The following is a 26,662-nucleotide window of genomic DNA, read 5'->3' on the forward strand; positions in this document are numbered from 1 at the left end:
AAGCTACGATTAGAATCTTTTCCCTGCTTAGCATAATGGGAAAAACGTGCTATAATGTTCAGAAGATTTTTTAAAACTAGCTTTTTACAATCAGAGGTGTGAAATCGATGAAACTAACCGAAAAAGAAACTGAAATATTAGAGATTTTAGATGAAAACAGCCGCGCCGATTTAAATACAATTGCAAAAATGGCAGGTGTGACATCAGAAGAAGCAGAAGCCATTATTCAAAAGCTGGAAGATCAAAAAGTCATTATTGATTATTCGACTATGATTGACTGGCGAAAAGTAGACGGACACGAAGGCGTTACAGCGATGATTGATGTGAAAGTGACCCCAAAAAGAGGCGTCGGTTTTGATGAAATTGCTGAACGCATTTACAGGTTCCAAGAAGTGGAGTCCGTGTATTTAATGTCAGGCGTGTATGATTTATCTGTTGTGATCAGAGGAAGATCCATGTCTGATATCGCCCGCTTCGTATCTGAAAAATTATCGACACTTGATTCTGTTGTTTCAACCACTACCCACTTTATTTTGAAAAGATATAAGCATGATGGGAAAGTCTTTGAAACAGGGGACGATGACAAAAGAATCGTGGTGTCTCCTTAAATGAAAAAGTCTTATTTATCTGAAACGGTACAAAGCATTCAGCCGTCAGGTATTCGGAAATTCTTTGATTTGGCAGCCACAATGGAAGGGGTTATTTCCCTCGGGGTCGGCGAACCGGATTTCGTGACAGCTTGGAATGTGAGAGAAGCCAGTATTATGTCTTTAGAGCAAGGACTGACCTCTTATACAGCAAATGCTGGGTTGCTCTCTTTGCGAAAAGAATTGAGCCATTATTTATATAAGCGGTTTCACATTGAGTACAGTCCTGAAGAAGAACTCATTATTACCGTTGGCGGCAGCCAGGCGCTTGATTTGGCCTTTCGCGCCATTTTAAACAACGGGGACGAAGTAATCATCCCAGAGCCTTGTTTCGTCGCATATGGGGCTCTTACGACACTTGCGGGCGGTGTACCGGTTTATTTAAGTACATCGGCTGAAAAAGATTTTAAAGCCGATTCTGCTGATCTTCGTACGAAGCTGACGCCGAAAACAAAAGCCATCTTGCTATGCTCTCCATCAAACCCAACAGGGTCTGTTTACTCGAAAGAAGAGCTTGAAGATATTGCTCAGTTTGCAAAGGAGCATGATCTTTTAATCATCACAGATGAGATTTATGCAGAGCTGACGTACGATGAAGCTTTTACGAGTGTGGCGGCGATTCAAGATATGAAGGAAAGAACGATTTTGATTTCAGGTTTTTCAAAAGGATTCGCTATGACGGGCTGGCGCTTAGGCTATGTGGCAGCACCGCCAGTCCTCCGTGATGCCATGCTGAAAATACATCAATATTCTATGATGTGTGCACCAGCTATGGCACAATATGCCGCAGAAGAAGCATTAAAAAATGGACTTGAAGATGTGGAGAAAATGAAGAAAAGCTACAGAAGGCGCCGTAATTTGTTTGTCGGCTCTCTCAATGAACTTGGACTCACTTGCCACCAGCCAAACGGAGCGTTTTACGCTTTCCCGTCCATTAAAAGCACAGGCATGACTTCAGAACAATTTGCTGAGGAGCTGCTGCTTAGCGAGAAAGTAGCGGTTGTCCCTGGAAATGTATTCGGTCCAAGTGGTGAAGGACATATTCGTTGTTCATATGCGTCGTCACTCGATCACTTGCAGGAATCACTTTCAAGAATCCAGCGTTTTTTACAGAATAGACAAGTGAAAGAAGAAGCACCTGCTATCTTAAAATAAAAAAAGGCATCAATCCATCTGGACTCATGCCTCTCAAATTAGGGGGGAATACTAGAAAGCATTCTTGTTTTCAGGTATTCCCCCTTTTGAACTGATCTAAACCCAATTAAAAAATATTTTGCGTAAAAGACCGTTCTGTGATATAGTTTTTAATTGCGTATAAACGAATATTAAAACATTTATTTAGGAGTTGTTATCATGGCGACAAAGTTTGAAGTAGGCAGTGTTTACACTGGTAAAGTAACAGGATTACAAGCGTATGGTGCGTTTGTTGCATTAGATGAAGAAACTCAAGGACTTGTGCATATTTCTGAAGTAACACATGGCTTTGTAAAAGACATCAACGAGCACCTTTCAATTGGTGACGAAGTACAAGTAAAAGTTCTTTCTGTTGATGAAAATGCTGGTAAAATCAGCCTTTCTATCCGTGCGACACAAGATGCACCAGAAAGAAAAGAAAGCAAACCAAAGAAACAAAGACCACAGCAAGTGAAAGAAGAAGCTGCTGCACCACAAGGTTTCAATACACTGAAAGATAAACTTGAAGAGTGGATTGAGCAATCTAACCGTAAAGACCTTATCAAGAAATAAAAAAAGCACCGCTTCAAACGGTGCCTTAGGCTGCCTCATAGGCAGTCTTTTTTTATGTCTTTTTCATTAGCGGACCTCTGGATTTGGCTCGTCACGGCGGACAGCTTCTTCACTAGGTTTGAACAACAGACCAAGATTGACAAGGCCTGCAATTCCAACAAGACCATAAATAATACGTGATAATGCAGCACCTTGACCGCCAAAGATCGCTGCTACTAAGTCAAATTGAAAAAAGCCGATTAGTCCCCAGTTAATAGCACCGATAATCGTGAGCACGAGGGCAATACGCTGAATAGCACTCATCGTGATTCCTCCTTTCGCTACAGTATCAATACATTTATATTTTGCAGATTTTTAGCCAAACTATGCGTAAGAAAATGGATGAAAGCAAATTACTTTACTTTTGGAATGAAAGAGGCGCATAATGTAGCGCGAGGAGGAGATCACATGGATCGATTTACTTATTGGAACCCAACGAAATTAATCTTTGGAAAGGGAGAAGTATCAGCCCTTTCAGATGAACTAAAACACTACGGAAAAAACGTATTGCTTGTATATGGTGGAGGCAGCATTAAACGAAATGGCCTTTATGACCAAGTTGTCAGCATTTTAAAAGAATCAGGAGCTGCAATCACTGAGCTTGCTGGTGTTGAGCCAAACCCGCGCTTAACAACAGTTAGAAAAGGGGTTGAGCTTTGCAAAGAGAACCAAATTGATTTTATTTTGGCAGTCGGCGGCGGTAGTGTCATTGACGCAACCAAAGCGATTGCAGCTGGTGCGAAATACGATGGAGATGCTTGGGATATCGTCACTCGTAAGCATGTCCCAATGGAAGCCATCCCATTTGGTACAGTATTAACACTTGCCGCGACAGGTTCTGAAATGAACTCTGGCTCAGTCATCACAAACTGGGAAACAAATGAGAAATACGGATGGGGCAGTCCAGCTGTCTTCCCTAAATTCTCTATTCTTGACCCAGTCAATACATTTACTGTGCCAAAAAACCATACGATTTATGGCATGGTCGACATGATGTCTCACGTGTTTGAACAATATTTCCATCACACGGAGAATACACCTTACCAAGATCGTATGTGTGAAGGACTTCTTCGTACGGTCATTGAAACAGCACCAAAGCTGATCAATGATTTGGAAAACTATGAGCTTCGTGAAACGATTTTATTCACAGGCACCATTGCACTGAATGGAATGCTTTCAATGGGCGCACGCGGAGACTGGGCATCTCACAATATTGAGCATGCGGTATCCGCGGTGTATGACATCCCTCATGCAGGCGGACTTGCGATCTTGTTCCCGAACTGGATGAAACATGTCATTCAAGAAAACCCAGGTCGCTTCAAACAATTAGCAGTGCGTGTATTCGATGTAGACCCTGCGGGCAAAACAGACGAAGAAGTTGGCTTAGAAGGAATCGAAAAACTTTCTGCTTTCTGGACAAGTTTAGGAGCACCAAACCGTTTAGCTGACTATGACATCAACGATGAGAAAATTGATCTGATTGCAGACCGTGCAATGGCACGTGGTGAATTTGGCCAATTTAAAAAGCTGAACAAGGAAGATGTTCTAGCTATTCTAAACGCTTCTTTATAATCGAACATGGAAAAGATAGCTGCTTTTAAGCAGTTATCTTTTTTGAGTTCTGCATGTACATATGTTACAGTAGTCTTTCATGTTTTTGGATATATATGTTTTAAGGAGATGTAGAACAGATGGAGAACTTTATTTACTATAATCCAACGAAATTAATGTTTGGAAAAGGACAACTAGACGGACTAAAAAGCGAACTCGCTCGTTATGGAAAGCGAGTGCTTCTTGTATATGGTGGAGGCAGTATTAAGAAAAATGGTCTTTATGATAAGGTCATCAGCACTTTAAATGAAGCAGAGGCTGACGTATTTGAACTGTCAGGAGTTGAACCGAACCCTCGCCTCACTACAGTGCAAAAAGGGATCGACATTTGCCAAAATGAGAACATTGATTTCTTATTAGCAGTTGGTGGGGGAAGTGTCATCGACTGTACAAAAGCCATTGCAGCTGGAGCTGAATATGACGGGAATGTTTGGGATATTATTTCAAAGAAAACGACCGCTCAAAAAGCACTGCCATTTGGCACAGTATTGACACTTGCAGCGACAGGCTCAGAAATGAACCCGGATTCTGTGATCACGAACTGGGAAACAAATGAAAAGTACGTGTGGGGCAGTTCAGTCACGCACCCTGCTTTTTCAATTTTAGATCCTGAGCACACATATTCTGTGCCAGAGAATCAAACGGTGTATGGCATGGTTGATATGATGAGCCATGTATTTGAACAATATTTCCATAATGTCAAAAACACGCCTTTACAAGATCGGATGTGTTTTGCTGTTCTTCAAACAGTCATCGAGACAGCGCCAAAGCTACTTGAAGACTTACAAAACTATGAGCACCGTGAAACCATCCTTTATGCAGGAACGATTGCTTTAAATGGCACGCTGCAAATGGGCTATTTTGGCGACTGGGCATCACATACGATTGAGCATGCAGTATCAGCTGTTTATGACATTCCGCATGCGGGTGGACTTGCGATCCTCTTCCCAAACTGGATGCGTCATACACTTGATCATAATGTCGAACGTTTTAAAAACCTCATGTTGAACATGTTTGACATTGAGACAGAAGGAAAATCGGATCGTGACATCGCATTAGAAGGAATCGACAAGCTGTCAGCCTTCTGGACAAGCCTCGGTGCACCGAGCCGTTTAGCGGATTATGATATTGGTGAAGATCAACTGGACAAAATTGCTGACATCGCAGCAAAAGAAATGGAATATGGTGGTTTTGGTAACTTTATGAAACTTGGCCGTGATGACATTTTAGCGATTTTGAAAGCTTCTCTATAATTTGGATGGCCGCTTCTCTTCATGAGGAGCGGCTTTTTGCTGCATCAATGACGATCACTTGATTTCAATAGCTAGTTCCGCTAAAGTGAAAGGGACAGAACTAACGTAATGGAGGGCTTACAAGCGATGACACATATTCAATTTGACTACTCGAAAGCGTTACCTTTCTTTCAAGAACATGAGCTTACATATTTAAAAGATTTTGTGAAGGTGGCCCATCATAATATTCATGAACAAACGGGTGCTGGCAGTGATTATTTAGGCTGGGTTGACTTACCGAAGCAATATGATCGCGAAGAATTTGCCCGCATTCAAAAAAGTGCTGAAAAGATTAAATCTGATTCTGATGTATTACTCGTTGTTGGAATTGGTGGATCTTATCTTGGGGCACGTGCGGCCATTGAGTTTTTAAACCATTCTTTCTATAATACTTTGCCAAAAGGCAAACGCAAAACACCGCAAATCATCTTTATTGGAAACAACATCAGTTCTTCTTATTTAACAGATGTAATGGATCTGCTAGAAGATGCCGATTTCTCCATTAACGTGATTTCAAAATCTGGTACAACAACAGAGCCAGCCATTGCGTTCCGTATCTTTAAAAAGCTCCTTATCGAAAAATATGGTGCTGAAGAAGCGAAAAAACGCATCTATGCGACAACTGACAAGGCACGCGGGGCACTCAAAACATTAGCAACTGAAGAAGGCTATGAATCATTTATCATCCCTGATGACGTCGGCGGACGCTATTCCGTCTTAACAGCAGTTGGTCTATTGCCAATCGCTGTAAGCGGTGCAGACATTGATCAAATGATGGAAGGTGCTGCGAAAGCAAGTGAAGACTTCGCTTCATCTGAGCTCTCAGAAAATGCGGCTTATCAATATGCGGTTGTTCGTAATGTTCTTTACAATAAAGGACGGACAATTGAAATGCTGATTAACTATGAGCCAGGATTACAATACTTTGCAGAATGGTGGAAGCAGTTATTCGGTGAAAGTGAGGGGAAAGATGAAAAAGGAATCTATCCTTCATCTGCCAACTTCTCAACGGATCTTCATTCACTTGGTCAATATGTACAAGAAGGAAGAAGAGACTTGTTTGAAACCATCGTGAATGTAGACAAGCCACGACATGAACTTGTCATCGAAGCAGAAGAACAAGACCTTGATGGGTTAAACTATCTTGCAGGAAAAACGGTTGATTTCGTCAATAAAAAAGCATTTGAAGGCACAATGCTTGCTCATACTGATGGGAAAGTACCGAACCTGATTGTGACGATTCCTGAAATGGATGCTTATACATTCGGATATCTCGTGTACTTCTTCGAAAAAGCATGTGCGATGTCTGGGTATTTACTAGGCGTCAATCCATTCGACCAACCTGGAGTAGAAGCGTATAAAGTGAACATGTTTGCTTTATTAGGAAAACCGGGCTTCGAAGAGAAAAAGGCAGAACTTGAGAGCCGTCTCAAACAATCATAAGAATAAAAGGCACATCTTTTCATAAGGTGTGCCTTTTTTTATGTTCTCATGGTGTCAGTGCAAGCCTCCCTAAGCTCTGTACATAGAATAATCAATGGAGGAGGTTGATGAAGCGATGAGAACAAATCATATTTATATCCATGACATTTCCGGGCAGGCCATCGTTAATTTTGGGAATGTTGGGCGGATTTGTCCAATGAGTGCTACGAAAGAAACATCAGGAGCGGGCAGTGCGAACGAGACAAATGCATCATCCAGCCAGGCCTTATTTGATGCCGCATTTACAAACAATGTGCAAATCACGAAAGGCAAATGTATGAATTCCTCTCTTTAACGAACCCTATACAAAAAGGAGGGTTCTGTATGATTCATGTACCATCTAGGCTAACTGGTGAAAGCTTTTCACTGTACCATTTAGAAGAAAACATGAAGCCGCTCGGATATGTCATTAATGGGAATTGGGATTATGATCATGGATATTTTGATTATAAAATTGACAACCGTGACGGCTATACCTTTCTCAGAGTTCCGTTTACAGCCGAGAAAGGACAGCTGGATCAGCCAGGCGTTGTGGTGAAAATGGGACATCCATTTCTCTTAAAGCATGTCTATCAAGATAAATTAGATGACCATGCGATGGTTGGAAATGTAGGGGCATCTTTTAACCAATTCCAAGAACCGAAAGAGAAAGACGGAGATGTGTCAAAGGCTTATGCCGAAATTGGCTTTTCACTCGTCAAAGAATTAGAAGATGCACTGCTTTAAAAGCTGATCAGCTCATCCTCTGGATGAAGCTCATATCCAAAAGGAGGATTCATCATGGGTCCTTCTTTTTTTTGTACGCCTACAATGATGACATGGTGCTCTAGAAAGTGATGAAGTGCCGTTAAGAATGTCTCTCCAGCTAATGAAGCCGGTACTGGAATGATGGTGATCTGTTTATGGAGGGTCATGTTTCTTTTGATTTTTAACGCCATGAGCTGTTCTTTTAAAAGAAAATGCTCCACCAATAGATGATTCACTGCATCAGAAGTGTGGATGACTTGATTGGCTCCAGCCCGCTCAGCATTTTTCACATAGCGATCGGTTAAAATTTCAATTAAACAATATAACGAAGGATTTAATCCTTTTGCCGCAAGCAAGGTTAAGACACTCTGCATATCAGCCGTCACTTCATTTTCATGCTGGTCGGCGGTAATCATCAATGTATCAGCACTCATAATATTTGCTCTGCGAAGTGTGGCATCCTCTGTACCATGGCCTTTAATAAAATGGACATTCTCTAAAAGAGGTCCTTCCTTTAAGGAATCATCAATGAGTACAATCGGCATGGCGGGATCAATGGTTTGAAACGATTGAAGCAGTTTGTTCGTTTTCTCATTCCAGCCGACAATGATGAGATGTCCCTTCCCCTTGAAAGCCACCTTCCCCTCTACATAATGGTGCTGTTTGCTAAATACAGCGGCAGCAAGCGTGGCAAAATAAGCCGTTACAAAGCTTGCCCCGATCAGAATCAGCGCCATACCTGCGATTTGTCCGGGTATGGTTTGCGGCACAAAATCACCATAGCCTACCGTCGCGACTGTAATGAGAGCCCACCAGATCCCATCAAAGATCGTATGATACTGCTTTGGTTCAAGTATGACGATTAATTGTCCAAAAAAGAGAAGCAAGAAACAGATGATGATCGCAATGCGAACATAAAGAGGCCATCTTAGCCAGGCAATGAAGATACGGTTTGATTTCATCGAACTCGTCCTTTCAGGGAGACTGCTAATGTCAGTATGCCCGATTAGGAAACAATTTTTCATCATCGTCATGTATTGAAACAGAACCCATATCTTAAAATAAGAGAGAAGGAGGAGGGAATGCGAATGTCGTTTGTTCAAAAGACCGTACTTCTTTTTATCGGCGCACACTTTTTATCATCTGCGGTGATTTTACTCGTGTTTGATTTAAATGCGGTAAACCATTTTATGAATGATTTCTCGTGGCTTCGTTTTTTTCAAGACCTATATGGAACGGTGACATTTTATACAGCATGCATCGGAATGTTCTTCTTTTTCATTGGTGTAGTGATTCCCCTTAAAAAGACCTAGTGCTTTTTGCTGTACACGTTACATAAAAGTCATTAAAATTGTAAATAAATATATAAAATAAAAAGGAAGCTGATGAGCATGCTGTTTTTTTATTTTTTAACATTTGCCGCATTGGGATTGTCTTTTTGGGCACAATTTAAAGTAAAGAATAATTTTGAAAAGTATTCAAAGGTTGAAGCTGCCAGTATGAAAACAGGTGCTGAAACCGCTCGATATATTTTAGATCGCAACGGGTTATACGACGTACCCGTTGAACCGGTAAGAGGAACTTTGACTGATCATTACGACCCGACGCAGCGTGTGGTTCGTTTATCTGAACCAGTGTATTATGGCCATTCCATTTCGGCCATTTCAGTCGCATCACACGAGGTTGGACATGCCTTGCAGCATCAGGAATCCTATGGTGCGCTTGTCTTGAGACATAAGATTTTCCCTGTCGTGAACTTTGCATCTGGTGTTGCCCCGCTTCTTTTCCTAGGTGGATTATTGCTCGGCAGCCTTAACTTAATCGGGCTTGGGATCGTTTTGTTCTCAGCTGCTGTGTTCTTTCAGCTAGTGACATTGCCTGTTGAGTTTAACGCAAGTTCTCGTGCAAAGAATATCATTGTTTCAGAAGGAATCATTAGAAGCAGTGAAGAAAGAGGCGTGAACAAGGTGTTAAATGCCGCAGCTCTTACGTACGTAGCAGCGGCCCTTGTCTCCCTGTTTGAATTGCTCCGTTTTGTAATGATCTTCCTAAATGGCCGTAATGATTAATTGACGCCAGAGGAGGTGAGCCCTTACCCGTGTTAGGTAAGGGTTTTTTTGTATATTTTAAACGTATTTTTAGTCCTATTACTCATTGCTGCGACAGCATTTTTTGTTGTCACTGAATTTGCGATTGTGAAAATTAGAGGCTCAAAAATCAATCAGCTGATTGAAAGCGGTGATAAGAGAGCCATTCATGTTCAGAAACTGACAACCAACCTTGATGAATATTTATCTGCCTGTCAGCTTGGTATTACCATCACGGCATTAGGCTTAGGGTGGTTAGGGGAGCCGACAGTGGAACATTTCCTGCATCCGCTTTTTGAAAAGGCAGGGCTTCATTCCGCTTTGACAGACATCATATCGTTTATCATTGCCTTTGTGATCATTACGTTTTTGCATGTTGTCGTTGGGGAACTTGCTCCCAAAACGATTGCCATTCAAAAGGCAGAAGCCGTCAGTCTTGTGACGGCAAAACCTCTTATTTTTTTCTATAAAGTCATGTATCCGTTTATTAAAGCATTAAATGGGGCTGCACGAGGCATTGTGAAATTATTTGGTTTTCATTCTGTCAAAGAACATGAAGTGGCGATCAGTGAGGAAGAATTGCGTCTCATCCTGTCTGAAAGCTACGAAAAGGGCGAGATCAACCAATCTGAATACAAATATGTCAATAAAATATTTGAATTTGATAACCGAGTGGCGAGAGAGATCATGATCCCGCGCACAGAAATCTCTGCCATTGAAATTGAACAGAGCTTGGAAGACGTGACGCATTATATGCTGAACGAAAGGTATACACGTTATCCTGTCATTAAAGAAGATAAAGATCATGTCATTGGTGTGATCAATAGCAAAGACGTATTTAAAGCAAGTTTTCTCAATCAAGAGGTGTCCATTGAAGACTTAATGCGCCCTGTTATTCGTGTCATTGAAAGTACACCGGTTCAAGAACTGCTGATTTTGATGCAAAAGGAACGGATTCATATGTCGGTGCTTGTAGATGAATACGGCGGAACAGCAGGTCTCGTCACAGTTGAAGACATATTAGAAGAAATTGTGGGGGAGATTCGGGACGAATATGATCAAGATGAAACCCCTCATATTGTGAAAAAAGGTGACTTTCATTATGTGATGGATGGGAAAGCCTTGATCGATGAAGTAAATGATTTATTGGATTTAGCGATTGAAAATGATGATGTTGATACAATTGCAGGGTGGATGATGACGCATAAAATTGATTTTGACATTGGAGATATCATTGAAGCAGAAGGCTGTGAATTTAAAATTGTCGATGCAGAAGATCATCATATTCGAACCATAGAAGTAAAAAAGGTTCACTTTTCCTAAAAACCTCGGAGCTATTGACGAGGTTTTTTTGCTTGGTAAACTTTAGGTAAGAAGATTTGTTTCTGCCAACCGGCAGTGATTGGTTTCACATAAAAAGGGTATGGTTTTATAGACATGATCAAAAGGAGCAGAGAAATGAAAAAAATCAACGTACAAACAGACAAACACGATGACATGATAGACATTACCCATGAAGTTCAGCAATATGTCCGGGAAACTGGGATTCAAAACGGAACGGTTATGGTCTATTGTCCACATACGACGGCTGGAATCACCATTAATGAAAATGCCGACCCAGACGTCAAACGAGATATGCTGCGCCGGCTTGACGAAGTCTTTCCGTGGGAACATCCAAAAGATCGTCATATGGAAGGCAACACAGCAGCACACATGAAAGCTAGTTATGTGGGGGCATCTCAGCACGTTCTTGTCCATCATGGTGATCTTGTGCTTGGAACGTGGCAGGGAATCTATTTTTGTGAGTTTGACGGACCGAGACATCGTCACTTTTATATACAGGTGTCAACTAACGAGTAAGGAGCGGGGAGAAGATGGGAGAATTCACAGCGTTACTTCAAATTGAACATGGCATCATCCAAGCACCAATGGCAGGAGGAGCGGTGACGTCGCAGCTTGTCGCCGCTGTTTCACAATATGGCGGTCTCGGTAGCTTAGCAAGTGGTTATGTACAGCCAGAAAAGATGAGGCAGCAAATCAGACAGGTCAAACAGCTGACATCTCGTCCATTTCAAGTGAATGTGTTTGTTCCTGAACCCATTTCAGAAACGAAAACAGAAGATGTATCATTTTGGACAGACCGGCTGCCTGTCATACAAGAAGCACAGATGATCCCTAGAGAAGAAGAATTATGGAAGGACTATGAACAAAAAATCAAGATTCTTCAAGAAGAAGAAGTCCCAGCTGTGTCGTTTACATTTGCCTGTCCAAACGAACAAACAATTCATCACCTGAAACAAAAGGGGATCTTTCTCATCGGAACAGCTACAACAAAAAAAGAAGCACTGCTTTTAGAAGAAAAAGGAATGGATGCCATTGTTCTTCAAGGAAGCGAAGCAGGAGGGCACCGAGGCACCTTCTTACCTTCAAAGGGAGATGCTCTGCAGGGACTTTTCTGCCTGATCAGTGATGTCAAGTCTGTCTGTCATATCCCATTGATCGCCGCTGGAGGGATCACAGACCGGACCACTATGAAAGCAGCACTAGCACTTGGAGCAGATGCGGTTCAAATAGGGACACGATTTTTAGCGAGTCAAGAAAGTGCTGCGGCAGATGTGTACAAAAAGGCGCTGTTACAGGCAGAAGGCAGTGAAACAGCGATGACACGGCTTTTCTCTGGAAAAAAAGCAAGAGGTATTGTCAATCAGTGGATGGAGGAAGAAAGACGAAATGAAGACCGGGTTCTTCCCTATCCCATACAGCACGTATGGACAACACCGATGCGAAAAGCGGCAGCTGCTGCAGGAAACCGAGAACAAATGGCTCTTTGGGCAGGTCAGGGGGTTGGCCGTATTCATTCCATTTTAACCGTTGAAGAAATCATGCATGAACTCACGCAGATATAATTTGATAATGGGTGGTGTGACAGGATGGAAATCTTAAAACATTCATATCGGAAAAAAGGACAAATTGAATTTCTATTTGATGATTTTCCGCACTCCCCTGCCGTCCTTACCCCCATTCGTCATTACTATTTCGTTCGTTATGTGAAATGGAATCAGCACGACCCTCCAGTCACAAGAAACGACCTAGAAGAAATGGAAATCCTAGCAAACAAAATGCTTGGCACGCTCCATGATTACCGCAAACGCAAGGCATACAAAGGCCCCTTGTCATAACCTATAGACAAGAGGCCTTTTTTAGCTGCCAAACATTTGCCTGAGATAAATAACATCCATCCTAGTAGTCTGCGGCAGTAAATAAGCGGACTGAACCGCCCCTGGCCGTCTTCTGGCATTTAATTTATCAATAATCTCTGCAGCTGTTAAGATCCCAAGCCCATGCCCATAATATTGATCTTCCCCTAAGTAAATCACATTTTCTCCGCGCCATTGAGACTGTTGATAGCTAAACTCTGGATTCTCGAAATATAGGCAATCCCCATAAATAAAATCATTTCCACGCTCTGTATAAATGGATAATGTATCATAGTGCCAGTCATACAGCGTTAAACTTCTAAGTCTTCGATTGAACTTCTCGTCTCCTACCGTTTGCAGGACTCCCATATAAAACACAATGACAATCGCTGTGGCACATTCAAAGGCATATTTTGAGCCATTTTCAAAGATGTCTTTAATCCCCGTAGATGGCTCGACTTGATAGCGCAGTTCTAACGCTCCGGCCTCTGATACACGCCAATAGGCGTCATTCGCACGGGACCTTTGAAAGATAGCAAATGAGGCACCGCTCTTGTTCAAATCTCTTGCCGCATTCATGATATTCGATCGTAAAGTCACCTCAAATAACAAATCAGATGCCTGCCTATAACGGAACGTATCATTTGAGGCTTGTAATTGCATCAAAATGATCCGCTTTTGTCCTTCTAGCTGAAACGATGCCAGCTGCTCATTTGTCACTGGCTGTCCTGAAAGGATAATCATATGAAAAGCGCCCCCTTTTGTATTAGCGTATGCGGGATGCTTGGGCAAGGAATCAATTTGTGAAAATAAACAAAAAGACATCCTTTTTATTTGAAAAACATGAAAATAATATGAAGCTGTCCGATATAAAACATAACGTTTAAAAGGAGGAAAAACATGAAAAGTATCATAAAATGGTTGAAAAAACCATCGATTTCTAAAAGGCTGATTATTTCATTCACACTTGTTCTCGTCTTGCCTATCATTACACTCAGTACGATTTCATATCAGATTGCCAAAGAAGAATTAGATCATGAAATCATGTACGGAGCCAACGCAAGAGTCAATGAGCTGAATGACATGATCGAGCAAAAGCTTTTGAATAAGGAGAACGCAGTCAAACTGTTTACCGAAACATCCAGTGCTGCAGACTTTAAAAAGAAAAACCAGGACGAACTGTATGAGCATTTTGAGATATACAGTAAAATCAATGAAGATGATGTAGTTGGATTTTATGCAGCAAGTAAAAATCGTGACTTTATTCAGTTCCCTAAAGTGGACATGCCAAAAGGCTATGATCCAACAACTCGTGATTGGTATAAAGCGGCGATGCAGGACGAAAAAGGCGAACCTGTGGTCACCAATCCATACATCTCTGCCACAACAAACGGCATGGTTGTCACAATCGCTCAGCGTCTGAAGGACGGGTCGGGAGCCATTGGGATTGATATTGATGTTCAGGATATCGTCGATAAAATCAAAGATATTAAAATTGGACGAGAAGGATATCCAATTATTGCAAATAAAAACAAACAGATTGTAGCTCACCCAGAAGAAAAATCAGGCTCTGCAGTTACAGAAAATATTTCATCAATCCTTTACAGCGGCAAAGAAGGAACATCAACTTATGAGAATAAAGGAGAGCAAAAACGCCTCGTTTTTGTGACAAATGATTTAACAGGTTGGAAAATTGCTGGAACGATGTTTGTATCAGAAACAGAAGAAGCAGCACAGCCAGTTTGGAATTCTGCCATTATTCTTTTAATTTCTTCTTTTATCCTTGGCGGTATCGCTATCTTCTTTATCGTTCGCTCCATCACAATTGGACTTAGAAGGCTTGTTGATTTCTCAGAAAAGGTGAGTGAAGGGGATTTAACGGAAACCCTCGAAACCAAATCGAAGGATGAAATAGGAGACCTCACAAGAAGCTTTAGTAAGATGAGTGAATCTTTGCGTGAAGTTATTCGAGCGGTCCAGCAATCTGTCGACAATGTGGCTTCAGCTTCAGAAGAGCTGACTGCTAGTGCCAGCCAAACAAGTCAGGCGACAGAACATATCACAATGTCGATTGAACAATTCTCAAATGGGAATGAAGCACAAAATGAGAAAGTCGAATCTAGCACGAATCAGCTTGTCGCAATGAATGAAGGATTACAAGGTATGTCACAAACTTCATCAGAAGTGACTGCTGTCTCCATTCAATCGACAGAAGCGGCTGGACAAGGCGGACGTATCGTTGAAAGCACAGCGAATCAAATGAAACATATCGACACATCTGTACAAGAAGCAGAACAAGTCATGAAAGAATTAGAATACAAGTCTAAAGATATTACGAGCATTTTAAATGTCATTAATGGCATTGCAGATCAAACGAATTTACTTGCACTCAATGCAGCCATAGAAGCAGCAAGAGCAGGTGAATCAGGGCGCGGCTTCTCTGTCGTAGCGGAGGAAGTCAGAAAACTAGCGGTTCAATCCGCAGATTCAGCGAAAGAAATTGAAAAGCTGATCCAAGAAATTGTGTTGGAAATTTCCAAATCTCAAGAGATGTTCAAAGCTGTTAACCGAGAAGTAAATGCAGGACTTGGGATGACAGAAGAAGCAAAAGAAAGCTTCCAAAACATCTATGAGGCGGCAGAAGGTATGTCGAAAAAGCTCACTCAATTAAATGATACAGCGGTTGACCTATCAAGCGGATCAAAACTTGTGTCACAAGCTATGCAGGAGATGCGTCAAGTTTCAAGAGAAAGTGCGGCGAACATTCAAGATATTGCGGCATCTGCTGAAGAACAATTGGCATCTATGGAAGAAATTTCGTCCTCTTCTGTCACACTTGCCAATATGGCTGAGGAACTAAAAGAGCTGACAAGTCAATTTAAAATTGATTAAAAAACGATGAAAAAATATCCAGAATTGTCTGGGTATTTTTTTTATTTTTAAACGTCATTTCCAGCCCTCTAAAAATAAACCTTTCATCCGATAATAACTTTAGAGAAGTAAAGGGGGAAAGAGAAAATGGGAAAAATGATCCAATGGTTCAAAAAACCATCCATTTCTAAAAAATTAGTTATTGCCTTTTTGGTAGTCCTCATACTGCCAACCGTCGCACTCACAATCAGTGCATTTTTTACATCAAAAACAGAGTTAGACAAACAGATTATGGGCAGTGCGATGAGTCAGGTCAATGCATTTGATACCTTAATCGATGAGAATATTGGGAACAAGGCAGAGGCTGTGACCCTGTTTACAGATGATCTCAAAGCGGCTAATCTTCAAGAAAAAAATAGAAAAGCTACCATTAAAGAATTGCAGCAATACGGAAAAATTAATGAAAAAGATGTCTCAGCCATTTATGCAGGTTCAGAAAAGGGCTTGTTCATGCAATACCCAGTTCAAAAAATGCCTGATGGCTATGACCCGCGAGAGCGTCCATGGTATCAAGAGGCCATGAGTGCTGATGGTAAACAAGTCATCACGAAGCCATACGTCGCAGCATCTACAGGTAAAATGGTCATCACCATTGCCCAAAAAACGAAAGATGGCTCAGGGGTAATTGGTCTTGATATGGAAATTGACAGCCTCATTCAAAAGCTAAAAGAAATCAAAATAGGTCAAAAAGGATATGCTTTCATCATGGAGAAGGATAAAACCGTGTTAGCAGATCCAACCCAAAAGGCTGGAAGCAAAGTCAGTGAGAATTTGGCGAACATTATTTTTAAAAACAAACAAGGAAACGGCAGCTATACACTCAATGGAACAGATAAAAAGGTGGCGTATGTCACCAATGAACTAACCGGCTGGAAAATCGGCGGAACGATGCTCGTATCAGAAGTAGAGGATGCAGCTAAACCCGTTTTCAATACAGCCATTATTGTGTTCAGTGTGACACTGATCGTAGCAGGAACCCTCATCTTCTTTATTGTCCGCTCTATTTCAAGTAGATTATCCAATCTTGCCCGTTTCTCGAAAAAGGTCAGCGATGGTGATTTACGTGATAAACTTCAGATTCAATCAGATGATGAAATAGGACAAGTTGGTAAAGGCTTTAATACGATGATTGACTCATTAAGATCCCTCATTGGTGCCGTCCAAACCTCCGTTGAAAATGTCGCTTCTTCATCAGAAGAACTGACCGCAAGCGCAGGACAAACAAGTAAAGCAACAGAGCATATTACATTAGCCATTGAACAATTCTCTACTGGTAACGAAAGCCAGAATGATAAAGTGGAATCAAGCTCAGAAGAGTTAGAAGAAATGAACAGAGGCCTTCAGCACATGAACGAGTCGGCTGAATCGATTACCGCTTCATCCATCAAATCAACAGAGATTGCAGGAGAAGGCGGACAGCTAGTAGAAAAAACCGCCTCTCAAATGAACGTGATTGATCAATCAGTGAAAAAAGCAGAGAATGTCATCAGTGCGCTGGAAAGCAAATCAAAAGATATTACCCAGATTCTTGGTGTCATTAATGGCATCGCAGATCAAACGAATTTACTTGCGCTGAATGCAGCGATTGAGGCAGCAAGAGCTGGCGAATCTGGTCGAGGCTTCTCCGTTGTAGCAGAAGAAGTAAGAAAACTTGCTGTTCAATCTGCCAACTCAGCGAAAGAAATTGAAAACTTAATCAAAGAAATCGTTCAAGATATTGATGTATCACAAGAAGTATTCACAGCAGTAAATCAAGAAGTTCAATCAGGCTTAAGCTTTACTGAACAAACGAAAGTCAGCTTCCACAATATTTTCGACATGACCAAAGAAATCTCAGATCAGCTCCAAACAATGAATCGAACAGTTGTCCAGCTGTCAAAAGGATCTGCACATGTTTCTGAGGCTGTCCGTGAGATTGCAGACGTATCACGTGAAAGCTCCGCCAATATTCAAGACATTGCCGCTTCAGCTGAAGAACAGCTGGCATCAATGGAAGAGATCAGCTCATCCTCTGCCACCCTATCTTCAATGGCAGAAGAATTACGTGATTTGATTAGCAAATTTAAAGTCGAATAAACAAAATGAAAAGAACCTCCAGCTAGGGGGTTCTTTTTTGAACTGAATATAACGAAAGAAATAGGTAAATATGCTTATTTTGATGAGTTTTCGAGCATTACACCTTGAAAAATAATCCGTATTACCTAAAAATAGAGGGGGATGATCCCAAATCATAAACCAAAAGGAGTAGAGTCATGAAAAAAATCAACTTTTTTAAGCACTTTACGATGTCAAAGAAATTAATTACTGCATTCTTAGCGATTCTCCTAGTGCCCATTCTTGTGTTGGCCGCATTTTCCTATGAAGTGGCGTCTAAGTCTCTCAATGATGAGATTATGTCTAGCGCTGCAAATGGTGTGAATCAATTAAATGAATTGATCAATAAAGATGTACAGCCTAAAATTGATATTGTTTCATATTTATCTAAATCGGTGAAAAAAAAGGAACTGGCCTCTAAAAATAAGGATTTACTTAAGGTGAAATTAGAGCAACTATCGGAAACAGACGACGATGTCGTAGAAGTATTTGTTGCAGATCAGAATGGTAAACTAACTGAATATTCAGAGATTCATAAAGGCAGTGCCAAAAGCGCAAAAAATGAACCATGGTTTCAACAATCAATGGGAGATGACAAACTCATCATTTCAGATCCTTTTACAGACAAGTCATCAGATGACCTGCTCATCACAATATCAGAACAGTTAGCAGATGGTTCTGGTGTCATTGGTATAAATGTACGATTGAACACGATTGTGAAAGATACAAACAGCATCAAAATTGGTCAAGAAGGTTATGCGTTTGTCGCTACCTCAGACCAACGTTACATTGCTCATAAAACGGAAAAGGCCGGGACGAAACTGACAGGCGATTTCATCGAAAAGATGTATCACAATAAAAAAGGCAGTTTCGAATATGAATTCAACGGACAGCCGAAGCAAATGTTTTATGACACAAATGAAGCGACAGGCTGGAAGCTTGCGGGAACAATGTATGTCAACGAAGTGAAGGAAGCCGCACAGCCAGTGCTTGACTTAACCATGATCATCCTAGCTGCTGCGATTGTCATCGGTGGAATCGCGATTTATTTTATTATTAAATCGATCCGAAAACCACTCATAGAGCTCTCTGAATCGGCTGAGAAAATCAGTCAGGGGGATCTCACCCAGCATATCGAGGTGCGCACTCACGATGAAATCGGCAAGCTTGCACAGAGCTTTAACGATATGTCGGCAAAGCTGAAACAAGTCATTCAAGCCGTCCAGAATTCAATTGAAAATGTTGCTGCCTCATCTGAAGAATTAACGGCTAGTGCAGGACAGACAGCCCAAGCGACTGAGCATATTACCTCATCTATTGAACAGTTCTCAAACAGCAATGAACATCAAAATGAGATGATCGAAAAAAGCTCTGTCCAGTTAAACGACATGGATCGAAGCTTATCACATATGGTCAACACGACTTCTCATATGATGGAATCATCTATTGAGTCTAGCAAAACCGCTCAGGCTGGTGGAGAGCTCGTTCAAAAAACAGCAGGTCAAATGCAAACGATTGAACAAGCAGTGAAAGAAGCAGAGCTTGTGATTGCAGGGCTAGAACAGAAATCTAAGAACATTACAAGCATTCTTGGAGTTATCAATGGCATTGCAGATCAGACGAACCTCCTTGCTTTAAATGCAGCGATAGAAGCAGCACGTGCAGGTGAGGCAGGAAGAGGCTTCTCTGTGGTCGCTGAAGAAGTCCGCAAGTTGGCAGAGCAATCAGGCAGCTCTTCAAAAGAAATTGAAAGCCTAACGAACGAAATCGTAGATGAAATTGAAAAGTCGCAGAAGATGTTTAGACAAGTAGCAGGTGAAGTTCAATCTGGATTAAACATTACAGATGAAACGAAAGTGAGTTTTGAGAAAATCACCCATAAGACATCAGAAATGACAGAACAAATGAAACAAATGAACGGGTCAGCCCAAGAACTTTCTCATGGCTCAAACGATATTTCACAAGCAGTCAATCAAATCAAAGAGCTTTCACGTGAAAGTTCCGCAGGTTTCCAAGATATTGCGGCTTCAGCAGAAGAACAACTGGCATCAATGGAAGAGATCAGCTCATCTTCCGCCACTTTATCTCAAATGGCAGAAGAACTGAGAGAGCTCATCAAACAATTTAAAATATAAGAGTCATATGGAACACCTGACGTTTTGACGTCAGGTGTTTTTCCGTTCTTTGCACATAATTTGGGTATTTTGGACTTATCTAGACTTTAATAAATTAAAAAAGTAAAGAACCTAGTAGTACTTCCGATATATATACTATCTTACTAAAAGGAGTTTTCTTTTTTATGAATTTCATACAGTATTTCAAAAAACCATCGATATCAAAAAAGCTCGTTTTCTCTTTCTTATTTATTCTTTTATGCCCAATTATCGTATTGGCATTCTCTTCATATCATACGGCGAGCACCTCTTTAAATGATCAAATCATGCAAAGTGCAAAGGAAAATGTAGAACAGTTGGACAAAAACATTACGAAGGTTGTAAAAGTAAAAACAGACGCAGCCGATTTCTTTAGCAAATGGATTACGGAGAAAAAGCTGGGGCAAAAAGGAACGACTGATATTCAAGGACGCTTTGAGCAGTTCATGAGCATGAATGATGACACAGAAGGCATCTTTGTTGCTTCAAGTGATGGAAAAGTGTTCTCAAGATATCCTAATCAAAAAATGCCTGCTGATTATGTCGCAACTGAGCGGGATTGGTACAAAGATGGCTGGGCGAAAAACGGTGAGCTGTCTGTTTCCGCTCCATATCCAACCGCATCAACTGGTACGCTTGTTGTGACGATTTCTAAAAAACTAGAGGATGGTTCTGGTGTTATTGCCATGAACCTGGACATTGCGAATCTAGTAAAAGAGTCTAATAGTATCAATATTGGTAAAGAAGGTCATGCTTTTATCGGCAGCCCAGATCGAACATACGTGGCACACCCAACAAAAAAAGCAGGAACAGAATTAACAGGTGATTGGGTAGACAAGCTTTATACACAAGACAAAGGTTCAATGAGTTATATGTTTGAAGGAAAAGAAAAGCAAATGGAGTTCACAACAAACAAAGCGACTGGTTGGAAAATTGCCGGTACAATGTTTGTCAATGAAGTAGAAGAAGCGGCGCAGCCAGTCTTCAACATGGCGGCCATTATATTAGCTGGTGCGCTCATCATTGGCGGGATTCTCATCTTCTTTATCATCCGTTCCATTACAAAACCACTTTCCATGCTTGTCTCCTCTTCTAAGAAGATCAGCGAAGGAGATTTAACAGAAAAAATTGATGTTAAATCAAAGGATGAAATTGGTCAGCTCGGTACAAGTTTTAATGAAATGAGTGAGTCACTCAGAGATGTCATTCAAGCTGTACAGACATCTGTTGAGAACGTGGCGTCATCGTCGGAAGAACTGACGGCAAGTGCAGGTCAAACGACAAAAGCAACCGAACATATTACATCATCCATTGAAACATTCTCGAATGGAAACGAAAATCAAAGTGAAATGGTGGAACAAAGTGCAGCCCACTTGAAACAAATGAACGAAGGGCTAAATGAAGTTGCACAAACATCTGATGTCATTACAGAATCATCGGTTCAATCAAAAACAGTCGCAGAAACAGGTGGACAGCTTGTTGAACAGACAGTTGGCCAAATGAAAACGATTGATCATTCAGTGAAAGAAGCTGAAAGTGTGATCAACGGATTAGAGCATAAATCAAAAGATATCACCAACATTTTAGGTGTGATTAACGGTATAGCAGATCAAACGAATTTACTGGCTCTGAATGCAGCCATTGAAGCAGCACGTGCGGGCGAGTCAGGCAGAGGCTTCTCGGTTGTAGCAGAAGAAGTCCGTAAGCTGGCGGTTCAATCATCAGATTCTGCAAAAGAGATTGAAAAACTCGTCAAAGAAATTGTCTCTGAAATAGAAACGTCTCAAAATATGTTCAAATCTGTGAATGAAGAAGTAAAAAATGGCCTATCAATTACAGACCAAACAAAAGAAAGCTTCTCACAAATCAATCAGCAAACGGCAGAAATTGCGACAAGAATCAATGAAATGAATACGACAGTTCGTGAGCTTTCAAAAGGATCTGAGCAAATTTCTAAAGCTGTGAATGAAATTGCAGATGTATCGAGAGAGAGTTCAGCAAGTATTCAAGATATCGCGGCATCAGCAGAAGAACAGCTGGCATCAATGGAAGAGATTAGTTCTTCTTCGACGACGCTTTCCCAAATGGCGGAAGAATTGCGTGACTTAATTAAAAAATTCAAGATCAGTGAATAATGGAAAGTGGTTCTCCTCAAGGGGAACCGCTTTTCTTTTTAAGAGATGATCTCGTACAATAGAGGAAATCCGAAGAAAAGGAGAGATGTTATGCGTTTATCAAATAAGAAGGTCATTGCGTTAGTCAGTGATGATTTTGAAGATTTAGAGCTATGGTATCCCGTTTTGCGATTAAGAGAAGAGGGGGCAACTGTCCATCTCGTAGGCGAAAAAGCAGATCATGAATATATCGGGAAGTACGGAGTGCCAGCTGTATCAGATGCAGACTTCTATTCCATTCAAGCAGATGATTATGATGCGGTTCTCGTTCCTGGGGGATGGGCACCGGATAAACTGCGCCGATATCCAGAAGTATTAGACATCGTTCGTACGTTTGATGCAAAGGGCAAACCGATCGGACAAATCTGTCATGCCGGATGGGTGCTCATTTCAGCTGGTATCCTGAAAGGTAAAAAAGTAACGAGTACACCTGGTATTAAAGATGATATGACGAATGCTGGAGCGGAATGGTTTGATGAAGCCGTTGTGACAGATGGTCATATTGTATCAAGCAGACGCCCGCCGGACCTTCCGCCATATGTGAAAGCATTTGCCGATGTATTAGCGGCAAACTAGTTTCACACGAACAAACAAAGGGCTGTAAAACGCCCTTTGTTCATTCAATGCCTCATTACATTTGTCTGTCGGCTGGATAGATAATGCCCATTTGTCTTCTCGCCTCGTCCATGACGGACATGGTTTGAACGGATAAGGCAAATGTATTGATTGGAGACTGTCCCTTTTTTTGCTTGATGCATTGAATGAAGTGATCGATTTCATAATACATAGCCGGTTGATCATCTTTGATAGAAATATCGGTTTGCTGTCCATTCCGATCATGGATGATGATACGAGAAGGGCGATGGAATTGATCAATGACCATCGTGGCATCCTCCCCTTGAATTTCAGCAGATACATGAGATGTTGAGATTTTTGAATGGAAAAGAAGTGCTTGATGTCCTTCATATTGTAAAAGTAATGAACCGCTCCCATCTACTCCAGAAGAAAGTGTATAGCCTCTCGCGGTGATTTGATGTGGCAGCCCGAATAAATAAATGATGGGAAAGACAAGATACACGCCGATGTCCATTAAGGAGCCATTGGATAATTCCGGCTTAAAAGCATTTGGAATCTCACCGTTTCGGTAGGCATCGTATCTTGAGGAATATTTACAGTAATGAGCGATCACTTGCCGAATGGGGCCTAGTTGATCAAGATGCTGTTTGATTTGAAGAAAATTCGGCAGAAATGTGGTCTTCATCGCTTCCATTAAGCACACCTGATATTTTTTCGCAGCAGCAATCATTTCTTCAGCCTCTTTCCGGTGAGAGGCCAATGGTTTTTCACATAATACATGTTTTTGATGCGCCATCATCAGCATCGCTTGCTCTTTGTGAAGGGCGTTTGGACTTGCGATATACACAGCATCAAACGCATCACTTGCCGCCATTTGTTGTAAATTAGTAAAGACGGTATCAATGCCATACTTGTCTGCAAATGCCTGTCCTTTTTCAGCAGACCGAGAATAGACGGCCGTACATGTAAAATCCGCCACTCCTTCACCAGCCTGTAAGAATCGATCTGTAATCCAATTCGTTCCGATGACAGCAAATCGAATCATCACATTCCCTCCTTCTGCTTTTCTCTGATTATACATGCTTTGAAAGCGTTTGTATGAAAGAATCTTCTTTTTTATTGAAAAGCGGATGAAACCTTTACCTTAGCTGATGCGTCTTACATAAAGAATATAAATGTACGAAAAGTGGATAGTTTCCTCCTTCATTCGGGTAATACTTGAGAAGGAGGGAGGAGGAAACGAACATGAAGCGCATCCTACATATAGGAAGTACATACGCATTCGCGCTTTTATTTATAGCAGCCGGTGTTTTTCATGTGATAGAGCCAAGCGGCTTTGCCCGCATGATGTCTGGATGGCCATTTCCCTATGGCATCATTTATGCCACCGCATGCTTGGAATGGCTGCTGGCCGTTTTACTGCTTCTTCCAAACGTAAGGATTGTGGCAGCAAAAATGATCGCTGTCTATCTGGTGCTCATTTTCCCTGCGAACCTATTTGCTGCGAGAGAAGGGATTCCATTTCCAGGGCAAGAGAGCACAGAACAAGCCTTGTTATGGATGAGATTAATCGGACAACCGATTTTGATTGGATGGGCCATGTCCATTGCGAAACTGGAAGAAAAACTGAAACAATGATCACAAAATGATGATCAAGTAGTGTACAATTTACTAATAAAATAGCCCGTGTTTGGAGGAAAGATATGAATTCTATGCAAATGTGGAGCAGTCGATTTAGAAAATTTTTTCTTGATAACAAGTTTGTTCTCTTTTTACTCATCCTGCTATTAATAGGGTTGAATATCCTTGTTTTCATGAAAGCATCTTTTATTTTCACGCCGCTCATTGTACTCATCAAAACCATTGCCTTACCGATTATTTTAACGGGGGTTGTGTATTATTTATTAAATCCAATTGTGAATTTATTAGAGAGATTTAAGGTCAAACGGATCTTTTCGATTTTGCTTTTATATATCGTCATTATTGGGATCATTACAGTGACCATTGTATCTATTATTCCTTTTTTACAAGCACAAACGATGAGTCTGTTTCATAATCTGCCAAAATACGTTGATACAGTAGAAGAACAGATTCGACAACTAACAGGAAGCAACTTCATTAATCAGGCGCAAAAAACGATGAACTTTAACGTCTCTGAATTGGTGAGTAAAGCGTCAAGTCAAGCGACGAAGATTTTGGAAAGTACTTTTACTGGAGTCGGCACTTTCTTAGGGGCGCTTACTGAAATTATCATCTCGATCGTGACGGTTCCGTTCATTCTGTTTTATCTATTAAAAGACGGCAAAAAACTGCCTGACTATTTCTTGAAATTTATTCCGAATAAGCTAAGAGACCATACTCATATCGTGCTTCACGAAATGAACCATCGTCTGAGTTCTTATATACGCGGGCAGATCATTGTCAGCTTCTGTATCGGTATTCTTCTTTTAATTGGCTATATGATTATTGGACTTGACTATGCACTGCTGCTGGCGATTATTGCGGCATGTACAAGTGTAGTGCCATACCTTGGTCCAACCATTGCGATTACACCAGCGATTGTGATTGCGCTTGTGACATCACCAGTGATGCTTTTAAAACTCATCATTGTCTGGACAGTGGTTCAGCTCATTGAAGGGAAATTCATTTCTCCTCAGGTGATGGGGAAAAACCTTCATATCCATCCGATCACGATTATCTTTGTTCTATTAACAGCAGGTAAATTGTTCAGTGTCGTCGGCATCATTGTTGCGATTCCGACGTATGCCGTTCTGAAAGTGATCACGACCCACCTGTTTGATTGGTTCAAAATGCGATCCAATTTGTATAAAGAAGAAAAGGTTTGATGTCATAATCTTTTTTAGAAAAAAATATAGTATCATAAAGACGAGCTTTCGAAAAAGGAAGCTTGTCTTTATGTGGACATAGATGTTTGGCCAGTTCAAAAGATCAGAATTGAAAGGAAAGAAAATCATGAATCTATGGGATTTATTCGTGGCACTGGTTTTAGGAATTGTCGAAGGATTAACAGAGTATGCACCTGTCTCGTCTACAGGGCATATGATCATTGTTGATGATCTTTGGCTAAAATCAAAAGACATCATTACGCCAGAGGCTGCAAACACATTTAAAGTCGTGATTCAGTTAGGTTCTATTTTAGCTGTCATGATCGTGTTCAAAGATCGTATTTTGAACTTATTAGGCTTAAAGAAAAATATCACAGAAGAACAAAAACGCAGCGGACATAAGCTGACCATTGCTCAAATTGCTGTTGGACTCGTCCCAGCCGTCATTTTAGGATTCTTATTTGAAGATTATATTGATAAATATTTGTTTGATGTGAGAACGGTCGCTGTCGGTTTGATTTTAGGGGCTGTGCTGATGCTTGTCGCTGATTGGATCAATAAACGTAAAACAGAAACAAGCTCTGTGGATAATATGACGTACAGACAAGCGCTGTATATCGGGCTATTTCAATGTTTAGCACTATGGCCAGGCTTCTCGCGTTCAGGTTCTACAATAGCAGGTGGTGTTATTCTTGGACTGAATCACCGAGCGGCGGCTGACTTTACGTTTATTATGGCCATGCCGATTATGGCGGGAGCAAGCCTCTTAACACTTGTTAAAAATGCCGAATATTTAACAACAGACATGCTTCCATTCTTTATTGTGGGCTTTGTGAGTGCGTTTATTGTGGCTCTCTTTGTTGTTCGATTCTTCCTAAAACTGATTAATAAAATCAAACTTGTGCCTTTTGCGATCTACCGAATCATCCTAGGTCTGATTTTATTTATCCTGTTTATGTAATGATGGAAAACTACTCTTTTAAAAGAGTAGTTTTTTTGTTGTTTTGCCCTTTTAAACAGTAAAAACAGCCTCTTAATTG

General features: G+C 41.0%; 26 protein-coding genes and 3 pseudogenes. 25 read left to right on the top strand and 4 right to left on the bottom strand.

What is annotated here, in order from left to right; all coding sequences use genetic code 11:
• Positions 1-107 precede the first annotated feature (107 nt).
• From ACTJJQ_RS08760 to yugI, 3 genes are all read left to right on the top strand, one after another.
• Entirely contained in the window at positions 108-608 is a 501-nt protein-coding gene (locus ACTJJQ_RS08760) for an Lrp/AsnC family transcriptional regulator (RefSeq protein WP_007500517.1), read from the top strand.
• Positions 609-1,802: an aminotransferase gene (locus ACTJJQ_RS08765; RefSeq protein ID WP_039169726.1), complete on the top strand. Its 1,194-nt coding sequence runs from the start codon at positions 609-611 to the stop codon at positions 1,800-1,802. It begins immediately after the preceding gene.
• Positions 1,803-2,000: 198 nt separating this feature from the next.
• The gene (gene yugI, locus ACTJJQ_RS08770; RefSeq protein ID WP_007500519.1) at positions 2,001-2,393 is read left to right on the top strand and encodes a S1 domain-containing post-transcriptional regulator GSP13; all 393 of its coding nucleotides are present in this window, start codon (positions 2,001-2,003) and stop codon (positions 2,391-2,393) included.
• A 66-nt stretch (positions 2,394-2,459) separates the two neighbouring features.
• On the opposite strand, the gene ACTJJQ_RS08775 is transcribed toward yugI, so the two are convergent.
• A complete protein-coding gene (locus tag ACTJJQ_RS08775) occupies positions 2,460-2,696 on the bottom strand; it encodes a DUF378 domain-containing protein (RefSeq protein ID WP_008345792.1) in 237 nt (78 codons plus the stop codon).
• 144 nt (positions 2,697-2,840) lie between these two features.
• Between ACTJJQ_RS08775 and ACTJJQ_RS08780 the strand changes: the two genes are divergently transcribed.
• The 5 genes from ACTJJQ_RS08780 to ACTJJQ_RS08800 all read left to right on the top strand — a co-directional run bounded on the left by ACTJJQ_RS08780 (position 2,841) and on the right by ACTJJQ_RS08800 (position 7,543).
• The gene (locus tag ACTJJQ_RS08780) at positions 2,841-4,004 is read left to right on the top strand and encodes an iron-containing alcohol dehydrogenase (RefSeq protein ID WP_017358962.1); all 1,164 of its coding nucleotides are present in this window, start codon (positions 2,841-2,843) and stop codon (positions 4,002-4,004) included.
• 119 nt (positions 4,005-4,123) lie between these two features.
• On the top strand, positions 4,124-5,296 hold the full coding sequence (locus tag ACTJJQ_RS08785) for an iron-containing alcohol dehydrogenase (RefSeq protein ID WP_058213663.1): 1,173 nt from the start codon (positions 4,124-4,126) through the stop codon (positions 5,294-5,296).
• Positions 5,297-5,422: 126 nt separating this feature from the next.
• Positions 5,423-6,778 (top strand): glucose-6-phosphate isomerase, encoded by a 1,356-nt coding sequence (locus ACTJJQ_RS08790; RefSeq protein ID WP_017367943.1) that lies wholly within the window; start codon positions 5,423-5,425, stop codon positions 6,776-6,778.
• A gap of 115 nt (positions 6,779-6,893) precedes the next feature.
• On the top strand, positions 6,894-7,112 hold the full coding sequence (locus tag ACTJJQ_RS08795) for a spore germination protein (RefSeq protein ID WP_008345782.1): 219 nt from the start codon (positions 6,894-6,896) through the stop codon (positions 7,110-7,112).
• Between the two features lie 29 nt (positions 7,113-7,141).
• Positions 7,142-7,543: a YugN-like family protein gene (locus ACTJJQ_RS08800; RefSeq protein ID WP_008345780.1), complete on the top strand. Its 402-nt coding sequence runs from the start codon at positions 7,142-7,144 to the stop codon at positions 7,541-7,543.
• Here the strand turns inward: ACTJJQ_RS08800 and ACTJJQ_RS08805 are convergent.
• On the bottom strand, positions 7,540-8,526 hold the full coding sequence (locus ACTJJQ_RS08805; RefSeq protein ID WP_242730989.1) for a potassium channel family protein: 987 nt from the start codon (positions 8,524-8,526) through the stop codon (positions 7,540-7,542). The two genes, ACTJJQ_RS08800 and ACTJJQ_RS08805, sit on opposite strands and share 4 nt — an antisense overlap.
• Positions 8,527-8,652: 126 nt before the next feature.
• On the opposite strand from ACTJJQ_RS08805, the gene ACTJJQ_RS08810 reads away from it, so the two are divergent.
• The 6 genes from ACTJJQ_RS08810 to ACTJJQ_RS08835 all read left to right on the top strand — a co-directional run bounded on the left by ACTJJQ_RS08810 (position 8,653) and on the right by ACTJJQ_RS08835 (position 12,830).
• On the top strand, positions 8,653-8,877 hold the full coding sequence (locus ACTJJQ_RS08810; RefSeq protein ID WP_008345775.1) for a hypothetical protein: 225 nt from the start codon (positions 8,653-8,655) through the stop codon (positions 8,875-8,877).
• Positions 8,878-8,958: 81 nt separating this feature from the next.
• Complete coding sequence (locus ACTJJQ_RS08815; RefSeq protein WP_024719711.1) at positions 8,959-9,633, top strand: zinc metallopeptidase; 675 nt, start codon at positions 8,959-8,961, stop codon at positions 9,631-9,633.
• 48 nt (positions 9,634-9,681) lie between these two features.
• A complete protein-coding gene (locus ACTJJQ_RS08820; RefSeq protein ID WP_007500537.1) occupies positions 9,682-10,974 on the top strand; it encodes a hemolysin family protein in 1,293 nt (430 codons plus the stop codon).
• 135 nt (positions 10,975-11,109) lie between these two features.
• The gene (locus tag ACTJJQ_RS08825; RefSeq protein WP_008345770.1) at positions 11,110-11,511 is read left to right on the top strand and encodes a secondary thiamine-phosphate synthase enzyme YjbQ; all 402 of its coding nucleotides are present in this window, start codon (positions 11,110-11,112) and stop codon (positions 11,509-11,511) included.
• Between the two features lie 14 nt (positions 11,512-11,525).
• Positions 11,526-12,557, top strand: coding sequence for an NAD(P)H-dependent flavin oxidoreductase (locus ACTJJQ_RS08830; protein ID WP_440600118.1), 1,032 nt, complete (start codon positions 11,526-11,528; stop codon positions 12,555-12,557).
• 24 nt (positions 12,558-12,581) lie between these two features.
• Positions 12,582-12,830, top strand: coding sequence for a hypothetical protein (locus ACTJJQ_RS08835; protein ID WP_035389233.1), 249 nt, complete (start codon positions 12,582-12,584; stop codon positions 12,828-12,830).
• 21 nt (positions 12,831-12,851) lie between these two features.
• Here the strand turns inward: ACTJJQ_RS08835 and ACTJJQ_RS08840 are convergent, their stop codons facing one another.
• Positions 12,852-13,592, bottom strand: coding sequence for a protein-glutamine gamma-glutamyltransferase (locus ACTJJQ_RS08840; protein ID WP_008345763.1), 741 nt, complete (start codon positions 13,590-13,592; stop codon positions 12,852-12,854).
• Between the two features lie 339 nt (positions 13,593-13,931).
• Here ACTJJQ_RS08840 and ACTJJQ_RS08845 point away from each other — a divergent pair.
• From ACTJJQ_RS08845 to ACTJJQ_RS08880, 8 genes and pseudogenes are all read left to right on the top strand, one after another.
• A pseudogene (locus ACTJJQ_RS08845) lies at positions 13,932-14,798 on the top strand (cache domain-containing protein); the annotation flags it as partial.
• A 114-nt stretch (positions 14,799-14,912) separates the two neighbouring features.
• Positions 14,913-15,740 carry a methyl-accepting chemotaxis protein gene (locus ACTJJQ_RS08850; RefSeq protein ID WP_370539193.1) on the top strand — a complete coding sequence of 276 codons (828 nt, stop codon included), beginning with the start codon at positions 14,913-14,915 and terminating at the stop codon, positions 15,738-15,740.
• Positions 15,741-16,022: 282 nt separating this feature from the next.
• A pseudogene (locus ACTJJQ_RS08855) lies at positions 16,023-16,910 on the top strand (HAMP domain-containing protein); the annotation flags it as partial.
• Positions 16,905-17,855: a methyl-accepting chemotaxis protein gene (locus ACTJJQ_RS08860; RefSeq protein ID WP_370529239.1), complete on the top strand. Its 951-nt coding sequence runs from the start codon at positions 16,905-16,907 to the stop codon at positions 17,853-17,855. The pseudogene ACTJJQ_RS08855 and the gene ACTJJQ_RS08860, both read left to right, overlap by 6 nt.
• Before the next feature lie 317 nt (positions 17,856-18,172).
• Positions 18,173-19,069, top strand: a pseudogene (locus ACTJJQ_RS08865) (HAMP domain-containing protein); the annotation flags it as partial.
• Entirely contained in the window at positions 19,061-20,008 is a 948-nt protein-coding gene (locus ACTJJQ_RS08870) for a methyl-accepting chemotaxis protein (RefSeq protein ID WP_407708023.1), read from the top strand. The pseudogene ACTJJQ_RS08865 and the gene ACTJJQ_RS08870, both read left to right, overlap by 9 nt.
• 164 nt (positions 20,009-20,172) lie before the next feature.
• A complete protein-coding gene (gene tlpB / locus ACTJJQ_RS08875; RefSeq protein ID WP_025207884.1) occupies positions 20,173-22,161 on the top strand; it encodes a methyl-accepting chemotaxis protein TlpB in 1,989 nt (662 codons plus the stop codon).
• Positions 22,162-22,251: 90 nt separating this feature from the next.
• Entirely contained in the window at positions 22,252-22,776 is a 525-nt protein-coding gene (locus ACTJJQ_RS08880; protein WP_008344162.1) for a type 1 glutamine amidotransferase domain-containing protein, read from the top strand.
• Between the two features lie 55 nt (positions 22,777-22,831).
• Here ACTJJQ_RS08880 and ACTJJQ_RS08885 read toward each other — a convergent pair whose 3' ends face one another.
• A complete protein-coding gene (locus tag ACTJJQ_RS08885) occupies positions 22,832-23,821 on the bottom strand; it encodes a Gfo/Idh/MocA family protein (protein WP_019743561.1) in 990 nt (329 codons plus the stop codon).
• A gap of 200 nt (positions 23,822-24,021) precedes the next feature.
• Between ACTJJQ_RS08885 and ACTJJQ_RS08890 the strand changes: the two genes are divergently transcribed.
• From ACTJJQ_RS08890 to ACTJJQ_RS08900, 3 genes are all read left to right on the top strand, one after another.
• Positions 24,022-24,414 carry a DoxX family protein gene (locus ACTJJQ_RS08890; RefSeq protein WP_041507688.1) on the top strand — a complete coding sequence of 131 codons (393 nt, stop codon included), beginning with the start codon at positions 24,022-24,024 and terminating at the stop codon, positions 24,412-24,414.
• A 65-nt stretch (positions 24,415-24,479) separates the two neighbouring features.
• Positions 24,480-25,622 (top strand): AI-2E family transporter, encoded by a 1,143-nt coding sequence (locus ACTJJQ_RS08895; protein WP_440600119.1) that lies wholly within the window; start codon positions 24,480-24,482, stop codon positions 25,620-25,622.
• 127 nt (positions 25,623-25,749) lie between these two features.
• Positions 25,750-26,583 carry an undecaprenyl-diphosphate phosphatase gene (locus tag ACTJJQ_RS08900; protein ID WP_024719699.1) on the top strand — a complete coding sequence of 278 codons (834 nt, stop codon included), beginning with the start codon at positions 25,750-25,752 and terminating at the stop codon, positions 26,581-26,583.
• Positions 26,584-26,662: the final 79 nt, after the last annotated feature.

Source organism: Bacillus sp. 22483 (assembly GCF_052044605.1).
Lineage (GTDB): Bacteria > Bacillota > Bacilli > Bacillales > Bacillaceae > Bacillus > Bacillus altitudinis.